Source organism: Prevotella sp. S7 MS 2, from assembly GCF_000762865.1.
Classification (GTDB): domain Bacteria; phylum Bacteroidota; class Bacteroidia; order Bacteroidales; family Bacteroidaceae; genus Prevotella.
In genome coordinates this window covers 33,349-51,028 of the sequence record NZ_JRPT01000001.1, presented here as the reverse complement: position 1 = coordinate 51,028, position 17,680 = coordinate 33,349, and the positions used below count along the sequence as shown (strand labels likewise).

The 17,680-nt window shown below is 44.3% G+C and carries 14 protein-coding genes; 8 read left to right on the top strand and 6 right to left on the bottom strand.

The features are described 5' to 3' along the window. Positions 1-58 precede the first annotated feature (58 nt). The 7 genes from HMPREF0671_RS00220 to HMPREF0671_RS00190 all read left to right on the top strand — a co-directional run bounded on the left by HMPREF0671_RS00220 (position 59) and on the right by HMPREF0671_RS00190 (position 7,450). On the top strand, positions 59-820 hold the full coding sequence (locus HMPREF0671_RS00220) for a GIN domain-containing protein (protein WP_036895832.1): 762 nt from the start codon (positions 59-61) through the stop codon (positions 818-820). 154 nt (positions 821-974) lie between these two features. Next, positions 975-1,700 (top strand): sugar phosphate nucleotidyltransferase, encoded by a 726-nt coding sequence (locus HMPREF0671_RS00215; protein ID WP_036895830.1) that lies wholly within the window; start codon positions 975-977, stop codon positions 1,698-1,700. Between the two features lie 10 nt (positions 1,701-1,710). Next, positions 1,711-2,511 (top strand): hypothetical protein, encoded by an 801-nt coding sequence (locus HMPREF0671_RS00210; protein ID WP_036895987.1) that lies wholly within the window; start codon positions 1,711-1,713, stop codon positions 2,509-2,511. A 5-nt stretch (positions 2,512-2,516) separates the two neighbouring features. Next, positions 2,517-3,440 carry a CDP-alcohol phosphatidyltransferase family protein gene (locus tag HMPREF0671_RS00205; protein WP_036895828.1) on the top strand — a complete coding sequence of 308 codons (924 nt, stop codon included), beginning with the start codon at positions 2,517-2,519 and terminating at the stop codon, positions 3,438-3,440. A gap of 27 nt (positions 3,441-3,467) precedes the next feature. Continuing rightward, positions 3,468-4,172 (top strand): HAD family hydrolase, encoded by a 705-nt coding sequence (locus tag HMPREF0671_RS00200; RefSeq protein WP_082721659.1) that lies wholly within the window; start codon positions 3,468-3,470, stop codon positions 4,170-4,172. Further along, the gene (locus tag HMPREF0671_RS00195) at positions 4,169-6,787 is read left to right on the top strand and encodes a DUF5686 family protein (RefSeq protein ID WP_036895826.1); all 2,619 of its coding nucleotides are present in this window, start codon (positions 4,169-4,171) and stop codon (positions 6,785-6,787) included. Before HMPREF0671_RS00200 ends, HMPREF0671_RS00195 begins: the two co-directional genes overlap by 4 nt. Positions 6,788-6,811: 24 nt before the next feature. Beyond that, positions 6,812-7,450, top strand: coding sequence for a response regulator transcription factor (locus HMPREF0671_RS00190; protein WP_036895823.1), 639 nt, complete (start codon positions 6,812-6,814; stop codon positions 7,448-7,450). A 135-nt stretch (positions 7,451-7,585) separates the two neighbouring features. Here the strand turns inward: HMPREF0671_RS00190 and HMPREF0671_RS00185 are convergent, their stop codons facing one another. From HMPREF0671_RS00185 to HMPREF0671_RS00160, 6 genes are all read right to left on the bottom strand, one after another. After that, positions 7,586-8,503 carry a dihydrodipicolinate synthase family protein gene (locus HMPREF0671_RS00185; RefSeq protein WP_036895821.1) on the bottom strand — a complete coding sequence of 306 codons (918 nt, stop codon included), beginning with the start codon at positions 8,501-8,503 and terminating at the stop codon, positions 7,586-7,588. Positions 8,504-8,542: 39 nt separating this feature from the next. Continuing rightward, the gene (locus HMPREF0671_RS00180; protein WP_036895818.1) at positions 8,543-9,775 is read right to left on the bottom strand and encodes an MFS transporter; all 1,233 of its coding nucleotides are present in this window, start codon (positions 9,773-9,775) and stop codon (positions 8,543-8,545) included. A gap of 47 nt (positions 9,776-9,822) precedes the next feature. Next, complete coding sequence (locus HMPREF0671_RS00175) at positions 9,823-10,926, bottom strand: cyclically-permuted mutarotase family protein (RefSeq protein WP_036895815.1); 1,104 nt, start codon at positions 10,924-10,926, stop codon at positions 9,823-9,825. Beyond that, entirely contained in the window at positions 10,917-11,696 is a 780-nt protein-coding gene (locus HMPREF0671_RS00170; protein WP_036895813.1) for a creatininase family protein, read from the bottom strand. Before HMPREF0671_RS00170 ends, HMPREF0671_RS00175 begins: the two co-directional genes overlap by 10 nt. Positions 11,697-11,795: 99 nt before the next feature. Beyond that, positions 11,796-13,301, bottom strand: coding sequence for a Gfo/Idh/MocA family protein (locus HMPREF0671_RS00165; RefSeq protein ID WP_231725583.1), 1,506 nt, complete (start codon positions 13,299-13,301; stop codon positions 11,796-11,798). A gap of 164 nt (positions 13,302-13,465) precedes the next feature. Further along, a complete protein-coding gene (locus tag HMPREF0671_RS00160; protein ID WP_036895810.1) occupies positions 13,466-15,595 on the bottom strand; it encodes a Tex family protein in 2,130 nt (709 codons plus the stop codon). A 128-nt stretch (positions 15,596-15,723) separates the two neighbouring features. On the opposite strand from HMPREF0671_RS00160, the gene abc-f reads away from it, so the two are divergent. Continuing rightward, positions 15,724-17,679: a ribosomal protection-like ABC-F family protein gene (gene abc-f / locus HMPREF0671_RS00155; RefSeq protein WP_036895808.1), complete on the top strand. Its 1,956-nt coding sequence runs from the start codon at positions 15,724-15,726 to the stop codon at positions 17,677-17,679. Position 17,680: the final 1 nt, after the last annotated feature.

Here is a 17,680-nt window from a genome sequence, read left to right as displayed (position 1 = left end):
AACTTTTCTAAGTAAGTCTACGTCAAACATCTAGAATCAAATAAATACACGGATAGAGATGAAGAAATTATTGACATTGGCATTGGTTGCTGTCTTTATTTTAGGTACAGTAGGTTGTCGTTCGTATAGCAATAGCAGCTCGAAAGAGCAGATAGGACGACGCATTCAGGTTCGTCCTTTTGAACAAATAGAAACCCGTCTGTTGGGAAAAGTTGTTTATCAGCAGGCTGATACTTTGGGAGTACGATTGGAAGGAGATAAAGATAGGGTTAATAACGTATTGGTTTCGTACGACGGAAATCGTATTGTCTTGAGTCAAAAGAACAGCGTTAACTTTTTCCCTTTTGGCAATAATCAAGATGGAAAACTTACTATCTATATCTCATCTCCCGATTTGACGGCTGTCGAATTAAAGGGAGCCGGCTCTTTTGAAGTTGATGGCAAACTGGATACTGATACATTATCGTTGATATTGCGGGGTGCTGGAGATATGAATGTGCCTGATATTGTATGCGATTATTTTGCAGCTCAGCTTCATGGAGCAGGCGATATGCGCTTCGGACATGTAGAAACAGTGAGCAGCGATGTGCAGGTACGGGGGGTAGGTGATATTGATATGAACCTACGAAATGCTGCTCGTGCCTATTTTAGTGTACATGGTACGGGCGATATAGATGCCAGTTTAGATCGTTGTGGAACGGTAGATTGCGAACTTGCGGGTGTGGGTGACATCACCCTAAAGGGACAAGTCAAGCAGTTGAAGCAATCACTTCGTGGTACAGGAGATATTGATGTGTCTGATTTGCGTGTAGGGAAATAGACTAGAACACAAGTGAAATAGAATGTATGTTATGCACGCTTATTAGATTAGGTGTGCATAATGTGTATCGTGAAAAACAAAAATGTGCTAAAAAGTTTTTGCTTTTTAGTGAATATGCTTAACTTTGTCACTGTTTAATATATTGACAGTTTTAATGGATTATGCAATTATTGCAGCCGGCGAAGGTTCTCGTTTGGCCCAAGAGGGGGTGGAAGCGCCGAAGCCTCTAGTTAGAATTCAGGATGAACATTTGATTGATAGACTGATAAGAATCTTTATGGCGAATGATGCAGAGAGGATTTTTGTCATCTGTAATAGCAAAATGTCCGACGTAAGTTTACATTTGGTTAATCTTGAGAGAGATGGTTTGAATGGGCGCCCTATACCTTTGAACTTCTTGGTAAAGTCTACCCCAAGTTCGATGCATAGCTTCTTTGAGTTGAGTAAGCATCTAACTCATGGGCCGTTCGTGCTGACTACAGTAGATACAATCTTCCGTGAGGATGAGTTTTCTGACTATATTCAAGCTTTTAAAAAGACTATCGAAGTGGGAGAAGATGGGCTGATGGGAGTAACAGACTACATTGATGACGAGAAACCGCTGTATGTAGGAACCGATCAAGAGATGAATGTGACAGGATTCTATGATGACTCTGTAGAGGGATGTCGGTATATATCGGGTGGTATATATGGCTTGACGGGGAGCGCAATCAATACACTTGCCGACTGCATGGAGCGAGGAGAAAGTCGTATGCGCAACTTCCAACGCGGACTAGTTAGAGATGGTCGCCGGTTGAAAGCATTTGCCTTTTCGAAGGTAATGGATGTTGATCATGCGTCGGATATAGTAAAAGCAGAGACGTTTTTGTCTAATCAATAACTTGAAAGAGTTGAAAACGAGAGAGTTAAAAGTTGTAGGTGTTCGTCGAGACGATCGCTTTTCACCTAATTCTGTGGAGAAAGATCGGCTGATTTTAGAGGCTGTCGGACACCATTTGGCTATGGATATGGTCGTAATAGATGAATCATTGCTCGATGAGAGTGTTGAAGCCGACATCATATTCTCTATGGCTCGCCTACCCAAGACGCTACAAGTGCTTCGCTTATTGGAGCAACGGGGAACTTTGGTTATTAATTCTCCGGTTAGTGTGGAGAACTGTTCGCGTACCAAACTGGAGCAAATGATGGCGGCAATGGGTGTTCCTATGCCGGAAAAAACGGGACGAAACGGTTATTGGTTGAAGCGTGGCGATGCCGCAGCACAACAAAAAAGCGATGTCGTCTATTGTCGAGATGCCGATGAATTGGCTGCTGCTAAGACTGAATTTGAGCGCCGTGGCATTACAAACTGGGTGGTGAGTGCACATGTTCTGGGCGATTTGATTAAATTTTATGGCGTTAGAGGAGGTTTTTTCAAGTATTATTATCCCAGTGATGATGGTATCAGTAAGTTTGGAGCAGAGGCGATTAACGGGCAAGCCCAGCATTATCCGTTTGCTCTAGACGATTTGAAAGAGACCGTGGCAAAGGTTGCTGATATTACCGGTTTGGCTGTCTATGGTGGTGATGCCATTGTTGATGCTACCGGACATTATTATATTATAGATTTTAATGACTGGCCTAGCTTCTCTCGTTGTCGCGAGGAAGCAGCTGCAGAGATAGCACGTTTGGCCGTCGATAATGATAGATAAAAGAAATGGAAAGTAGTTTTAAAGAGCTGTTACAGGCATCGTTTAAATCCCAAGATACCGAGGAGTGGTTGGATGTACACTTTACCCGTCCCATAGGACTGGTGTTTGCGCTCCTTTGGAATAAGTTGAATATCCATCCAAATGCAATTACTATCCTCTCTATTTTCTTAGGGATAGGTGCCGGATATATGTTCTATTTCACAGATTTGACGCATAATATCATGGGCGTATTGCTGTTGATGTTTGCCAATTTCTGTGATTCTACCGACGGACAGATGGCTCGTCTCACCGGTAAGAAGACTTTGGTAGGTCGTGTTTTGGATGGTTTTTCGGGCGATGTATGGTTTGCTTGTATTTATATAGCGATTAGTTTGCGCCTCATGAATGAGTATATGCCTTATACAGATGTCAAGTGGGGCGTATGGATTTGGCTTCTTAATATTGTTGCCGGGCTTGTTTGTCATTCTCCACAAAGCTCTTTAAGCGACTATTATCGTCAGATACATCTGTTCTTCTTGAAAGGTAAGAGTGGTAGCGAGCTAGATAATTATGCTAGTCAGCGTGCTGTTTACGAGCGGATGAAGCGAGATGGTAATCTCTTGGGACGCATATTCTACTACAATTATGCCAATTATTGCAAGAGTCAAGAGCGTCGTACGCCTAAATTTCAGGCTTTCTTCAAGCGTTGGCAAGAGCAGCCTAACGAGGTGGTGAGGCAAGAATTCTTAACAGGAAGCCGCCCATTGATGGCTTATACCAATATTTTGACTTTCAATACACGTGCTATTGTCATTTACATTACGTGTTTGTTGAATTGTCCTTGGGTCTATCCGTTGTTTGAATTGTCGGTGATGACCTGTCTTTATATCTATATGCACAGTCGTCACGAGAGCCTGTGTGGTCGGCTGACCGGTAAACTTGCTCAATAGTTATTTAATATTTTAAAGCGTAAAAAGATGATGGACGGGATAAAAGGATATATATTTGATTATGGGGGAACGCTTGATACTGCTGGTTGTCATTGGGGAAAAGTCTTGTGGTATGCCTATCAACGGCAGCAAGTCCCGGTGACCGAGCAGCAGTTTAGAGATGCTTATGTGCATGGAGAGCGTACATTAGGCAATAGTCCTATTATCAAACCGGACTTTACTTTCTACCGAACGCTTGATGTAAAGATTCGCTTAGAGATGGAATGGTTGTGCGAACATGGGGCTTGGGATGCTGATCTTGAAGCCTTTAACCGAGCACACGATGCCGTATTAAACGATGTTTACGAACTTGTAAAGCGTAATACGGCGCACAGCCGTGAGGTATTGACCCGCCTGTCAAAGGTTTATCCCATGGTATTGGTGAGCAATTTCTATGGTAATGTAGAAGTTGTATTGCACGAATTTGAATTTGAGAAATTCTTTAAGAGTGTGGTAGAGAGTGCTGTTGTGGGCATCAGAAAACCCGATTCACGTATCTTTAAGATTGGAGTAGAACGATTGGGGCTGAACACCGAAGACGTAGTTGTGGTAGGCGATAGCTTCTATAAAGATATAGAACCCGCACAGAAGATCGGTTGTAAGACCGTATGGTTTAAGGGAGAGGGGTGGACCGACAAGCAATATGACGAGTCGTTGCCCGACAAAGTGATTACTGATTTAGAGCAGTTATGAAAAGAATATTCAGGATATACATATTGTTAATAGGACTGTTGCTATTCTCTTCAGGAATAAAAGCGCAGATAACGGGTACCGTTACCGATGCAGCGACAGGCGATACACTGTTTTATCCCAGTGCATCTTACAAAGGACACCATATCGCAGTAAGTGGTAATGCTTCGGGATTGTACAGTATTGAGCGGCACGAAGGATGGGTATTGACCATCAGTGCAGTAGGTTATCAGCCACGAACCTTTATGATTAAGGCAAATACCCCGTCGGTATTGAATGTAAAACTGCGCGAGGATACGAAGACATTAACCGAAGTTGTGGTTAAAAGTAGTCGTGGCAAGTACTCTCGAAAGAATAATCCTGCAGTGGAATTGATGAGGCGTGTGGTTGCTGCCAAGAAGAAGACAGACTTGGATAACCATCCTTATTATCAGTATAATAAGTATCAGAAGATAACTCTAGCAGTCAATGATATTAAGCCATTAGACATAGATAGCGGTTTCTTTGCGAAGAAACAATGGCTCATAGACCAAATAGAGACGAGCCCATATACTAACAAACTGATTCTTCCTGTATCGGTAGACGAGACCGTTTCGCAGCATATTTATCGTAAAGACCCGAAGTCTGAGAAGGATATTATCACCGGTCAGAACTCCAATGGTATCAATCAACTTATCCAGACCGGTGATATTCTGAATACAGCCATGAAGGATGTGTTCACCGATGTCGACTTGTACGATGACCAAATCAGGCTTTTACAGTATCCGTTCACAAGTCCTATAGGTAAGAATGCCGTGTCGTTTTACCGTTATTATATAGAAGATACGGTCTATGTAGACCATGATTTATGTTATCATCTACAGTTTCTACCCAACAATCAACAAGATTTTGGATTCCGTGGAGAGCTGTATGTATTGGCCGATTCTACCCTGCATGTGAAACGATGTGAACTTACTATCCCGAAAAGAAGCGATGTAAACTTCGTCGAGAATCTACATGTAACGCAGGAATTCAAGAAATTGGAGAATGGCGAATGGGTGTTGAGCGTCGACGATATGTTTGTGGAAATGAAGCTAGCTAGCTTTCTTTCCAAGTTCCTCGTGGTGCGGACAACCCGTTTAAGCGACTATGCATTCGATGAATTGCCAAAACAATTGTTTAAAGGTAAGGGCAAGGAGCGGCGTGAGGCCAACTCTATGATGCGCGACGAAGCTTTCTGGAACAGGTACAGAGGGGTGGAATTGACAAAGAGCGAAAGTTCTATGGATGCGTTTATCCACCGAGTTGAGCAAATCAAAGGATTCAAATACATCATCTTCGGAGCCAAAGCTTTCATTGAAAATTTTGTTGAAACTGGCGATTTAAACCATCCGAGCAAGGTAGATATTGGCCCCATCAACACTATGTTGACCAAGAATTTCATTGATGGATTGCGTACTCGCGTGAGCGCACAGACCACTGCTAACCTGAATAAGCATTGGTTTGCATCGGGATATTTGGCTCGTGGATGGCGCAGTAAGAAGATTTATTACGAGGGAAATCTTACTTATTCGTTCAATAAGAAGGACTATTTGCCGCGCGAATTCCCCAAGCGTACCCTTACGTTTACCTCAGCTTATGATGTGATGTCGCCTTCCGACCGTTTCATGCAAACCGATAAGGATAATGTATTTACAGCATTCAAGTGGGCAAAGGTAGATAAAATGATGTTCTACAATCGCCAACAATTGAAGTTTGAATACGAAGAAGAGTGGGGATTGAAGACCACTATAGGTCTCAAAACGGAAGCCAATGAAGCTGTGGGACGTCTGTTTTTCGAGCCTCTTAGTGCGATTTCGGCCACTAATCCTTCTATGTTACCTACCTTGTCAGTGCTGGATGATAGCGAGGTTGGACGATATTTACACAACGGAAAGATTCGCACGACAGAATTGAGCATACAGTTTAATTTGGCACCGGGACGTACCTATATTAATACCAAGCAACGTCGACTGCCTATTAATCTCGATGCACCGGTATTTACCCTTGGCCATACGATGGGTATTAAAGGAGTATTGGGTGGTCAGTATAACTATAACTTCACCGAAGCTGGTGTCTATAAGCGCTTCTGGATGAATTCTTGGGGTAAGGTAGATGTGAAATTGAGGGCTGGAGCACAATGGAACAAGGTGCCTTATCCACTGCTTATCATGCCTGCGGCCAACCTTAGTTACATAGTACAAGAGGGAACTTTCAACATGATTAACAACATGGAGTTCTTGAACGACCGCTATGCGAGCCTCGATGTAAGTTGGGATTTGAATGGTAAGATATTCAATCGTATCCCTTTGCTGAAGAAGTTGAAGTGGAGAGAGTACCTTGGTGTGAAGACATTGTGGGGCAAATTGACCGACAAGAATAATCCATTGCTTGAAAAGAATGCCGGTGATCATGTTTTGATGGCATTCCCCGAAGGTACGTATGTGATGGATTCCAAACGGCCATATGTGGAGTTGGTGGCCGGTATTCACAATATCTTCAAGATTCTGCATGTGGAGTTCGTACATCGCATGAACTACAACAATTTGCCTACAGCAAAGAAAAACGGTGTTCGTTTCATGTTGCGTATGACATTCTAGAGGCTTTCTTAAAATACAATCAATATGAAAATATTCCTCGCAGACAGGCAAGATATCACCCGCGCAGGCCTCATGTATCTGATAGAGCGACTACCGGATGCAGACTATAAGTATATAGAGGATAAGGGAGAACTATTGTTGGGTTTGCACGAATATCCCGACAGCATTGTTATTCTCGATTATACGCTGTTCGATATTAATGATGGTGAGGAATTGGTGATTCTAAGCCAGCGTTTCAAACGAGTCCATTGGATACTTTTCAGTGAAGATTTGAGTTTGGATTTTGTACGCTATTTGATTGCAAGCGGCCCTGAATTCAGTATCGTTATGAAAGAATCTCCCTTGTCAGAGATAAAGACTTCGATAGATTATGCTATTCGGAAACAACGTTTCATCAGCCAACGTATGGCAGAGATGTTGCTGGCTCCGGTTCCTCAGATGGAAGAAAGAGTGAAGCTTACGAAGACAGAAACCGAAATATTAAAGGATATAGCGCTCGGTATGACGACCAAGGAGATTGCTGAAAAAAGGTTTTCCAGTTTCCACACCATCAATACCCATCGCAAGAATATCTTCCGTAAACTAAGCGTGAATAATGTGCATGAAGCCACTAAATATGCACTTCGGGCAGGCTTGATAGACTCTGCCGAGTATTACATATAATACTTTGATGTTGCTGCCAAGTTTTGGCAGCATTGCTGTCTCAATTAGTCAGCATTACAGTAAAGGCCTTACAGCATCGCTGCAAGGCCTTTGCAATTATTAGTAATGGATTCCTTGGAATCCTCATATTAATCTTTAGAACTGATTACAACGCTCGAAGAAGTTGATGGCTTCTAGTTCTTTGCGCATGGCATCTTCCTCTTCTGCTGTCATATTGCGGAATGGTTTACGATTAGGACCAAGGTCGAAGCCCATCAATTTCATGATACGTTTGCCTCCAACGATGTTTCCGCGATAATGGCAAATGACGTTGATGACCTCCTGAGCGAAGTTCTGATGTTCGCGAGCTGCCTCAATATCGCCCTTCTTCCAAGCGTCGATGATGGCTGTCAACTCGCGTCCATTGTAGTTGGTTGTACCCCCGATACCACCTTGAGCACCACCTTGAGCAAGTGAAGGCAGGATGGTTTCGTCCTGTCCGTGCAACATATCAAACTTACCGTTCTTATACAAGCGGCATTGGTTGTACTCATACAGGCTCTCAAAGGTATATTTGATGCCGGCGAAGTTAGGTATACGACTGTCTACAGCCTTCAATAAGTCGAGCATGGGGAGGAATGCTCCGTTGAAAGCAGGGATGTGATAATAGTAGAAAGGCAACTCCGGTGCAGCGGCAGCTATCTCTTCACAGTATTCTACTAGTTCTTCAATGCGTCCGATTTTAGGGAATGGAGGCGCCATAGAACCGATACCGAAAGCGCCAATCTGCTGTGCATGGGCAGCCAATTCTCGGCTGTCGCGCAGACAGCAGCTTCCTACATGGACAATCACCTTGAATCCTTCGGGAGCTTCGGCAATCCATTTTTCGGCCAGTTGTTTGCGTTCTTCGGTAGTCAGCATGTAGCCTTCACCGGAAGAACCATTGATGAAAACACCCTTTAACCCATTCTTTTGCAGCATACGAGCATATGCTCCGATGGGTTCTAAGTTTACGTCGCCATTCTCATAAAACGGAGTAAATGGTGCGTCAATCAATCCAATAATCTTTTCCATATTCATAATTATATGTATGTTTTTATGTTTGAATCTGTTTTATTCTAAGTTGTCGGCCTTCGGTTTAAGGAAGATGAGCTGCAATAATAGGGCAGCCAACATGACCAAACTGAGCCAAGCAAAGCCTTCACCCAGCATTCCACCGTCTTTCCATTTGCCTAGTACCTGTGTCACGGCAGCTCCGGCAAACACACCGGTCATGTTCATGAGGCCGTAAGCAGTAGCACGATAACGTGAGGAAATGAACTGGCAAAGTATCGGCATGTTGTTGGCGTCGAACATTCCAAAGCCAATACCGAATAGACAGCCGGCTCCGACGATGGCCAACAGACTATGTCCGTAGCCTAAAAGCAGGAGCGATGGGATGGTAAGACCAAGTCCGATGGCACTGGTATAGATGCGACCACGCAGGCATCGTTGCACCCATCGGTCGGATAAGATACCACCTAAGATGACTCCTAAGAACGAAGAAGCGGCTATAGTTATGGTAGAGATGGGGCCGGCTTGTTCCATTGAAATACCAAGATTGGTAGCGAAGAGTGTCGGTAGCCAGTTTTTAGTAGCCCAGCCCGGCAGACTTGGGGCTGCAAAGAAGAAGAGGATTATCCAAAAAGTCCATATAGAGAGGACGATACCTAGACCACTGAAGACTGAGGATATACCACGTTTTTGGCCTTCCTCGGCCGAAGTTTTCGCATGTTCGGGTTTCTCGTGGAGGAGCAACAATAGCACAACGGCGTAGGCAATGCCTATCAATCCGAAGCTATGGAAGGCTGTGTGCCATGTGAATAGTGAGGCTACGGCAGCACCGAAACCACCAATAGCCTGCCCCACATAGAGGCCGGTCATGTGAATTCCAATAGCTAGTGAGCGCGTTTTTCCATCGTGCCAGTCGGCAATGAGCGATAGGGCAGAGGGTATATAGAGTGCTTCGCTGATGCCCATGATGCCACGTAACCAGTAGAGAGTGTGGAAATCGTTGGCATAGCCCATAAGGAATGTGACTAAAGACCATACGAACAAGCTACCTACGATGAGCCATTTACGACTTACGCGGTCGGCAATGACGCCTGAGAAGGGGCTGGCAAGGCCATAGACCCATAAAAATGCTGCCATCAAAGCACCGAATGCCTCGGCACTATTGAGCTCGTGTATATCTAGCGACATAGCTTCCTGCATGGTGGAAAGCATCTGTCTGTCCATGTAGTTGAGTAGAGCTACAATCCATAGTAGGGCTACGACTACCCATGGATAATATTTCTTATTTGTCATTAGGTTTTGGTTTTATTAGTCAATGGGGCTTATTGGCCTCATCGATATTATTTAATCGTTATCTTGTAAATGCCTGTTGAGCGGATGCCCGGCTTGAGTTCGCCGCCAATCTCATAGAGATGAGTACCGTCGGTGAATAATGCTGCACCAGCACGAGCTGTTGCTTCGCTCTCTCCGATAGTTTTCCATTGTCCATCTTTAAACTGCATGACGAGCCGATTGAAGCGATACCATTCTACAGGATGGGTCATATAGCCCAGTTGGGGATGGTTTACGGCATTGAGGAATATGTCTTTGTTGACACCACCCATGGCGATAATGCTTCCATCGGACAGGGTTGTGGCACATCCACCACCTAGGAAAACGGTCTCTCCTGTGTTGTCGGTAGCAGCAGGGAGAGCAGTCCATGTGGCAGTATTGAAATCGTATTGCCAACCTTCTAAGCCTAATTGGGTGTCTTGAGCTTCCGTCCTTGGCGACGAACCGCCCCAAAGGCAAATGCTATTTTCGACGAAGGCGCAAACTGGTTGTACGCGTGGAATTCCGGGAAAGTCGGGTAATTGCTGCCAACCTTTATCAAGTGCCGACAGTTCTAGCATCAATACGCGATTAGAAGCATGTCCGTTCCAGTTGCCACCTAGCACAATTAAACTGTCGCCAATGGCACATCCGGCATGATTGTCTAGCTTGGCAGGAAGTGTAGGAAGATTGGTTATCTCGGCTTTACCGCCTTTTAACGTGATGGCATAAGTGGTATTCAGGCTTGATTCAGCGTTGTTGCCACCGATACAATAGAGCGTTTCGCCCTTCACAATGCTTACGCCGTAAGCTATTGGGGTAGGGAGCTCTCCCACTTTTTCCCAAACGTTGGTATCAGAACCATTGACAGCTGTAGCGTAGATACCTTGATAGTATCTTTTTTCTCCTTTCTCTGCTGCTGGTCGTTCGGGGAAATTACATCCTCCGACCATAACAAGATGGTCTTGAATGAGTCCGGCAAAGCATGCCGATACTCCCTTTTCTATACCAGCTTCTGCAGTAGGAAAACCTTTTAATTGTTGGATATTCATCTGTAGCGTATATTCTTGGCTTGCTCCACACATCGATGTGAGGCAGGCAGTTAGTAATAACAAAATAAATCTTAAGGCCATGCTTCGTAGAAATCTTCTGTTTTTTCGATTTTAGCAAAGTCGCGTAAAAACTCGGCATAGCTCTCACATACAGCATTAGCAAACTTCTTTCCCTTTTCAGCCGTAGATAGGTGAGGGGCGCCAATGCCTGTATCATGCGATACCATATCCCACTGTCGGGGCATCCAAACGTTGCCAGTCTTCATCGCTTTGATGGCATAGCCACGGCTTTTGCCGTTCCCAGTCTCATCAAGACGGACAAGTTCGGGATGATAATGCATCATGACAGAGGTCTCAACCTCATCGGCATGGTCGCCCGGTGTGGTAAAAAAGTCTTTAGGATTGATATGATTGAACCAGTTGCTAACCGTTATTAAAAAGTTAGGATAGTCTATTGATAGGTCTCGAATCATGTTCTTGAAGTTGTTTCCGCCATGCCCGTTGATAATAAAAAGTTTACGGAAACCTTGATGATGGAGCGAACTTACGATGTCGGTGAGGATAGCTTTCTGCGTTTCATAGCGTCCGTGAATGCAGAAAGGAAGTTCGCGTTGTCCCGGATTTTGTGAACCTAGCGTGATAGGAGGCATTACCATACACCTTACATTATATTTCTGAAAAGCTAATTGGGCTGCGTCTGCGGCAACGGCATGTGAGAGAATACAGTCTGTCATGTAAGGTAAGTGCCAGTTGTGAGGCTCTGTTGCTCCCCAAGGCAACACGATCACTTCGTAATCTAAGTCTTTGGCAATGCCGTAAGTGGATACTGTTAAGTCTGTTTCTCTATTCATAAGAAGGTGTAGGTCAATGAGTTAATAACGTTCGTGATAAGATATGATAGCTTGAAATTGAACATAGGAGGATTGGAGTCCTCCTATGTTACGAAGTAATTACTTCTTAGATTTCTTGTCTATTTTTTCCCAATACTTCTTACCTTGAGCTTTGAGCTTCGCTGTGAAAGCCTTAGCTTCTGCAGCAGTCAGAGCTTCTTGCTCCGGACTAGCGAATGCATGGGCGTATCCTTTGACGTCGTTGGAGTGTCCACGAGTGAAGTCTGGAACTTCTACAGGAATGTTGCCGTTGTCCATAGAGATAGCGCCTAGTTCGGCGAGGCAGCACCATTCACCGAGATCATAAACGTCCATATCTAGTGGAAGACCGTTTTGTAGACAGTAAACTAAGCGACTATCCATGATAAAGTCCATACCGCCGTGTCCACCAACTTCCTTTGCTTCTTCGCCATACTTCTTGACGATGGGGCTAGTATACTTCTCTACGAGTGCTTGAGCATCTTTTGCCGAGAGGTATTCGTGTCCAGAGAGGTTGTCGGAAGAGGGAGCTACACCCGAACTTTGCATCTTCTTAGAAGATACAGCATAGCCTTCTACTGGGTATTTATTAGCAAATCCTTCAGTACCGGTGAGCTGATACATACGGTTGTAAGGCTGTGGATTCATGACATTGTGATGGATTTCCAACACTTTGCCGTTATCAGTACGAATCAGAGTAGTAGTGTGGTCGCCATTCTTGAATTCAGTACATGCCTTACCGGTAGCTTCTTCAACCTTCTTCTTACCATTAACCGACTTGGTATCCATGGCAATCAAGGTACGCATACGGTCGCCACGGTGGATGTTAAGAACCTGAGCGATGGGGCCTAGACCGTGAGTTGCATATACATCACCGCGGAACTTTTGATTGTAATCAAGTCTCCAGCCAAGCTTGTCGTTAGCATCTTTTTTCCAGTAATATGACCAGTACGGACTCAAATCATGGCGATAAGCACCTTGAGTATAGAGTACGTCGCCGAATACACCGTGCTGTGCCATGTTCAAAGTATTCAACTCAAAGAAGTCATAGCAGCAGTTTTCCAGCATCATACAGTGGAGACGATTTTTCTCTGACAAGTTAATCAAAGTCCAAATCTCGTTCATGTTCATAGCAGAAGGTACTTCAATAGCAACATGTTTGCCATGTTCCATAGCGTATTTTGCAACGATGAAATGGTGTAACCAGTCGGTTGCAATGTACACGAGGTCAATGTCTTTGCGCTGACATAGTTCCTTGTAGCCCTCTTCTCCATAGTAAACATCGGCAGCAGGCATTGAAGCTTTTCTCAAAATGTTTTGGCATTTCTCTGCACGTTCTTTCTCATGATCGCACAAAGCCATAATCTGGATGCCGGGAATGTGAGTCCACCGTTCTACAGCACCGGGTCCACGCATACCTAAACCTACGAATGCTACACGTACAACTTTCAATTTAGGTGTTACCAAATTGATTACATCTTTTTGGCCTTCAGGGCGTGTAGGCACATCAGTCACGGCAGTACCGTTCTTAATGGTGTAGTGCCAGTCGAATTGTGCAAATGCTTGAACGGACCACATAGTTGCCATTAACGTGCAAATAGTGGCCAACATAAACCTTTTACTTCTTCTCATTGTGAGTTTCATTTTGTTTGGTTTCTAGTTTTTAACGGTAAATTATTTGAATTGCAAATATAGTAACTTTTGATAATATAAGCGAATTTATTTTGTTATTATTTTAATATCTTAATTGATTAAAATTTCATTGTGAGGCTGATTCTTTTTCGTTGGAAATCTACCTCTAATACTTTCACCCGTACATGCTGGTGTAAATGCACCGCTTCATTGGGATCTTTGACGAAATGATGGGACAATTGAGAGATGTGTACAAGCCCGTCTTGGTGCACGCCAATATCTACAAAGGCACCGAAATTAGTGATATTGGTAACGATACCCGGTAGTTCCATGCCTGTTTCCAAATCTTTGATGTCTTTCACTCGCTCGTCGAATTCAAATGTTTCAATCTCATTTCGAGGGTCCCGGCCGGGCTTTTCCAACTCTTTCATAATGTCGTTGAGTGTCGGTAGGCCTCTTTCGGCGGTGATATAGCGATTCAAATCGATGGTTTGTTGTATGTCTTTATGCTTGATAAGTTCTGCTACGGTGCAACGATTGTCCTTGGCCATGGCTTCAACAATGCCGTAACTTTCAGGGTGTACAGCACTGTTATCAAGTGGATTCTTACTGTTTGGGATGCGTAGGAAGCCAGCACATTGTTGGAATGCTGCCGGTCCGAGACGTGGAACCTTTTTTAATTCAGCACGAGTAGCGAAAGGACCGTTCTTCATTCTGTATTCAACGATGTTGCTAGCAAGTGTCGGACCGAGCCCACTTACGTATGTAAGCAATTGCTGGCTAGCCGTGTTGAGGTTGACACCAACCGTATTTACGCAACTTTCAATAGTTTGATCAAGGCTCTTTTTAAGTTGTGTTTGGTCGACATCGTGCTGATATTGCCCCACGCCAATGTTTTTTGGATCAATCTTAACAAGTTCTGCCAGTGGGTCCATGAGGCGTCGGGCGATGGAAACTGCGCCTCGAACAGTGACGTCTTCATTTGGGAATTCTTCACGAGCAACCTTTGATGCTGAGTAAATAGAGGCCCCATCTTCGCTCACAACATACACAGGCAAGTCTGAGCGATAAAACTCTGTGTGCTTGATAATATCGCTTGTCTCTCGGCTGGCCGTCCCATTACCAACAGCAATGGCCTCACATGAGAATTTCTTGGCGACTTCTGCGAACTGTTTCGAAGCCGAAAGTTGATTACCTTTGGGTGGTAATATGTCTACAACCGTGTGATAGAGAAGATTTCCTTGAGCATCTAGACAAACTACTTTACAGCCAGTCCGAAAGCCCGGATCAACTCCCATGACTTTCTTTTGCCCTAAAGGCGCAGCTAATAAAAGTTGCCTCAAGTTGCCCACAAACACCTTGATAGCCTCTTGGTCGGCCACCTCTTTGCTTAAAGCCGTAAACTCATTCTCCATAGCAGGTTTGAGTAGGCGCTTATAAGCGTCTTCTACAGCCTCCTCAACGAGCTTTTGACATGCCCCAAAACCTTTGATATATAGTCGTTTTAAACGGCTCAAACATTCTTCGTCATCGGCCGAAATGCTAACTCGCAGAATCCCTTCGTTCTCGCCTCTACGCATAGCTAACAATCTATGACTGGAACAACGCTTTAGCGGTTCTTGCCAATCGAAATAGTCACTGAACTTTTGTGCTTCCTCTATATCTTTCTTTGTTTTGACCACTTTCGATGTAATGACCGCTCCACGGCGGTAAAGTGAGCGTAGTTGTTGGCGCGAACGCTCGTCCTCATTCACTGTTTCGGCGATGATATCTTGTGCCCCTTTGATAGCTTCTATACTGTTTTTGATGTCTCCTTTGACGAATCTAGTTGCGGCATGGTGGGGATGTTGCTCTCTTTGTAACAGGATAATAGTGGCCAAAGGCTCCAATCCTTGTTCGCGAGCTATTTGGGCTTTCGTCCTACGCTTGGGTTTATAGGGTAGGTAAATATCCTCCAATTCCGTGCCATTCCAACAATTGTTGATGCGCGACAGTAGGTCGTCGGTTATCTTCCCCTGCTCTGTGATGGTCTTACAGATGGTCTCTTTGCGTTTAACAAGTTCTTTGTATTTGTCATTTAGTTCGCTGATGGAAGCTATTTGCACTTCGTCTAATGAGCCGGTCTGTTCTTTACGATACCGCGAGATGAACGGGATGGTACAGCCCTCATCCAATAGTTGAAGTGTATGCTCGACACTTCTTGCAGATAAAGAAAGTGCTTGGGCTATGATATTTGTAAATAGATTCATGTCTAATTGTTTTTTATAGTATCTGCAAAGATACTTCAATGCAACAGATAAAGGGAACTTTCAAACTATTTATTTTGTAATATTATTATTTCAGCGTAACTTTGCAATATAATAAGGTGTACTAAATAATGATTTCAGTAGAAGGTTTGAAGGTTGAATTTGGTGTGAAACCGCTATTCACCGATGTTAGTTTTGTTGTGAACGATCATGATCGTATTGCCCTTGTAGGTAAGAATGGAGCAGGCAAGTCTACCATGCTTAAGATTCTATGTGGCATTCAGAAGCCCACTGACGGGACTGTCTCTGTGCCTAATGATTGCACGATAGGCTATTTACCGCAGGTTATGAAGCTGCAAGACGACACCACTGTGCGCGAAGAAACACGCAAAGCTTTCGCGAGTACGACCAATCTTCAGGCTCGTATAGAGAAGATGCAACAAGAGATGGCCGACCGCACCGACTACGAAAGTGAGAGCTATGCTGCCTTGGTTGATAAGTTTACGCAGGAGCATGAACGCTTTATGATGCTTGGAGGCGAGAACTATGAGGCTGAAATTGAGCGTACTTTAGTGGGCTTAGGCTTTGAACGTAGTGATTTCGAACGACCTACTCGCGAGTTCTCTGGGGGATGGCGAATGCGTATCGAACTTGCTAAAATCTTGTTACAGAAGCCTGATGTATTGCTATTAGACGAACCGACCAACCATCTTGATATTGATTCTATTCAGTGGCTCGAACAGTTTTTGATCCAAAGTTCAAGTGCTGTGGTACTTGTAAGTCACGATAGAGCGTTCATCAACAACGTCACTAATCGCACCATAGAGATTACATGTGGTCGTGCCGAAGACTATCGTGTTAAGTACAATGAGTACGTTACGCTCCGAGCTGAGCGCCGAGAACAGCAACTTCGTGCCTATGAGAACCAGCAAAAGGAGATAGCCGACATCAAAGACTTTATTGAAAAGTTTCGTTATAAGCCCACGAAGGCTGTACAAGTGCAGAGCCGTATCAAGCAATTAGAGAAGATTGTGCCCATCGAAGTAGACGAAGTCGACAACTCTGCGCTCCACCTCAAGTTCCCACCATGCTTACGTAGTGGTGATTTTCCCGTTATTTGTGAGGATGTACGTAAGGATTATGACGCTCATACTGTGTTTAAGCATGTTAACCTAACCATTCGACGAGGCGAGAAAGTTGCTTTTGTTGGCAAGAATGGTGAGGGCAAGTCAACGCTTGTTAAATGTATAATGGGCGAGATACCATACACAGGTAAGCTTAAGGTCGGACACAATGTGCAGATTGGTTATTTCGCTCAGAATCAGGCACAGTTGCTTGATGAGGAACTGACGGTGTACGATACGATAGAACATGTGGCTAAAGGCGAAGTGCGTCTGCGTATCAACGACATTCTTGGAGCATTCATGTTCGGTGGTGAGGCTTCTGATAAAAAGGTGAAATTCCTTAGTGGTGGCGAGCGTAGCAGATTAGCCATGATTCGCTTATTGCTCGAACCTGTCAATTTGTTGATTCTCGACGAGCCTACCAATCACCTTGATATGCCTTCTAAAGATGTGTTGAAAGAGGCTATACGTGCCTTCGACGGTACGGCTATCATTGTGAGTCACGACCGTGAATTCCTTGATGGATTGGCCGAGAAAGTATATGAATTCCGCGGTGGACAGGTGAGAGAGCATTTGGGAGGCATCTATGATTATCTGCAAGCATACCAAGCCGAGACCGTAGGAGAGGCTTTGCAAAATGCTTCGATGGCTGAACGAACGGTTTCAACTAAAGCAGATACAGCAGTTACTACCCCTATTCTGTCTAGCGGTAAAGAGAGTTACGCTGAGCGTAAAGAGCTACAAAAGCGACTTAATAAAGCAGAAAAAGCCGTTAAGGAAAGCGAGTCGAGAATAGTATCCATGGAGAAGCGTATTGCCGAGTTGGATACTTTGCTTTGCGATCCAGCTAATGCTTCCAACATGGAGTTGGTTACTGAGTACACGGCAGTGAAGCGTAAGCTCGACGAAGAGAATGAGAAATGGTTGGAACTCTCCGAGAAATTGGAGGAATTGCAAGCATGAT

What these genes read in the sequence shown, in the direction of transcription:
- HMPREF0671_RS00205 (WP_036895828.1), top strand. Translation starts at nt 2,517, where the DNA reads ATGGAAAGTAGTTTTAAAGAGCTGTTACAGGCATCGTTTAAATCCCAA.
- HMPREF0671_RS00175 (WP_036895815.1), bottom strand. Translation starts at nt 10,926, where the DNA reads ATGGCCTTAAGATTTATTTTGTTATTACTAACTGCCTGCCTCACATCG.
- HMPREF0671_RS00215 (WP_036895830.1), top strand. Translation starts at nt 975, where the DNA reads ATGGATTATGCAATTATTGCAGCCGGCGAAGGTTCTCGTTTGGCCCAA.
- HMPREF0671_RS00220 (WP_036895832.1), top strand. Translation starts at nt 59, where the DNA reads ATGAAGAAATTATTGACATTGGCATTGGTTGCTGTCTTTATTTTAGGT.
- HMPREF0671_RS00170 (WP_036895813.1), bottom strand. Translation starts at nt 11,696, where the DNA reads ATGAATAGAGAAACAGACTTAACAGTATCCACTTACGGCATTGCCAAA.
- HMPREF0671_RS00165 (WP_231725583.1), bottom strand. Translation starts at nt 13,301, where the DNA reads ATGGCAACTATGTGGTCCGTTCAAGCATTTGCACAATTCGACTGGCAC.
- HMPREF0671_RS00190 (WP_036895823.1), top strand. Translation starts at nt 6,812, where the DNA reads ATGAAAATATTCCTCGCAGACAGGCAAGATATCACCCGCGCAGGCCTC.
- HMPREF0671_RS00180 (WP_036895818.1), bottom strand. Translation starts at nt 9,775, where the DNA reads ATGACAAATAAGAAATATTATCCATGGGTAGTCGTAGCCCTACTATGG.
- abc-f (WP_036895808.1), top strand. Translation starts at nt 15,724, where the DNA reads ATGATTTCAGTAGAAGGTTTGAAGGTTGAATTTGGTGTGAAACCGCTA.
- HMPREF0671_RS00185 (WP_036895821.1), bottom strand. Translation starts at nt 8,503, where the DNA reads ATGGAAAAGATTATTGGATTGATTGACGCACCATTTACTCCGTTTTAT.
- HMPREF0671_RS00200 (WP_082721659.1), top strand. Translation starts at nt 3,468, where the DNA reads ATGATGGACGGGATAAAAGGATATATATTTGATTATGGGGGAACGCTT.
- HMPREF0671_RS00195 (WP_036895826.1), top strand. Translation starts at nt 4,169, where the DNA reads ATGAAAAGAATATTCAGGATATACATATTGTTAATAGGACTGTTGCTA.
- HMPREF0671_RS00160 (WP_036895810.1), bottom strand. Translation starts at nt 15,595, where the DNA reads ATGAATCTATTTACAAATATCATAGCCCAAGCACTTTCTTTATCTGCA.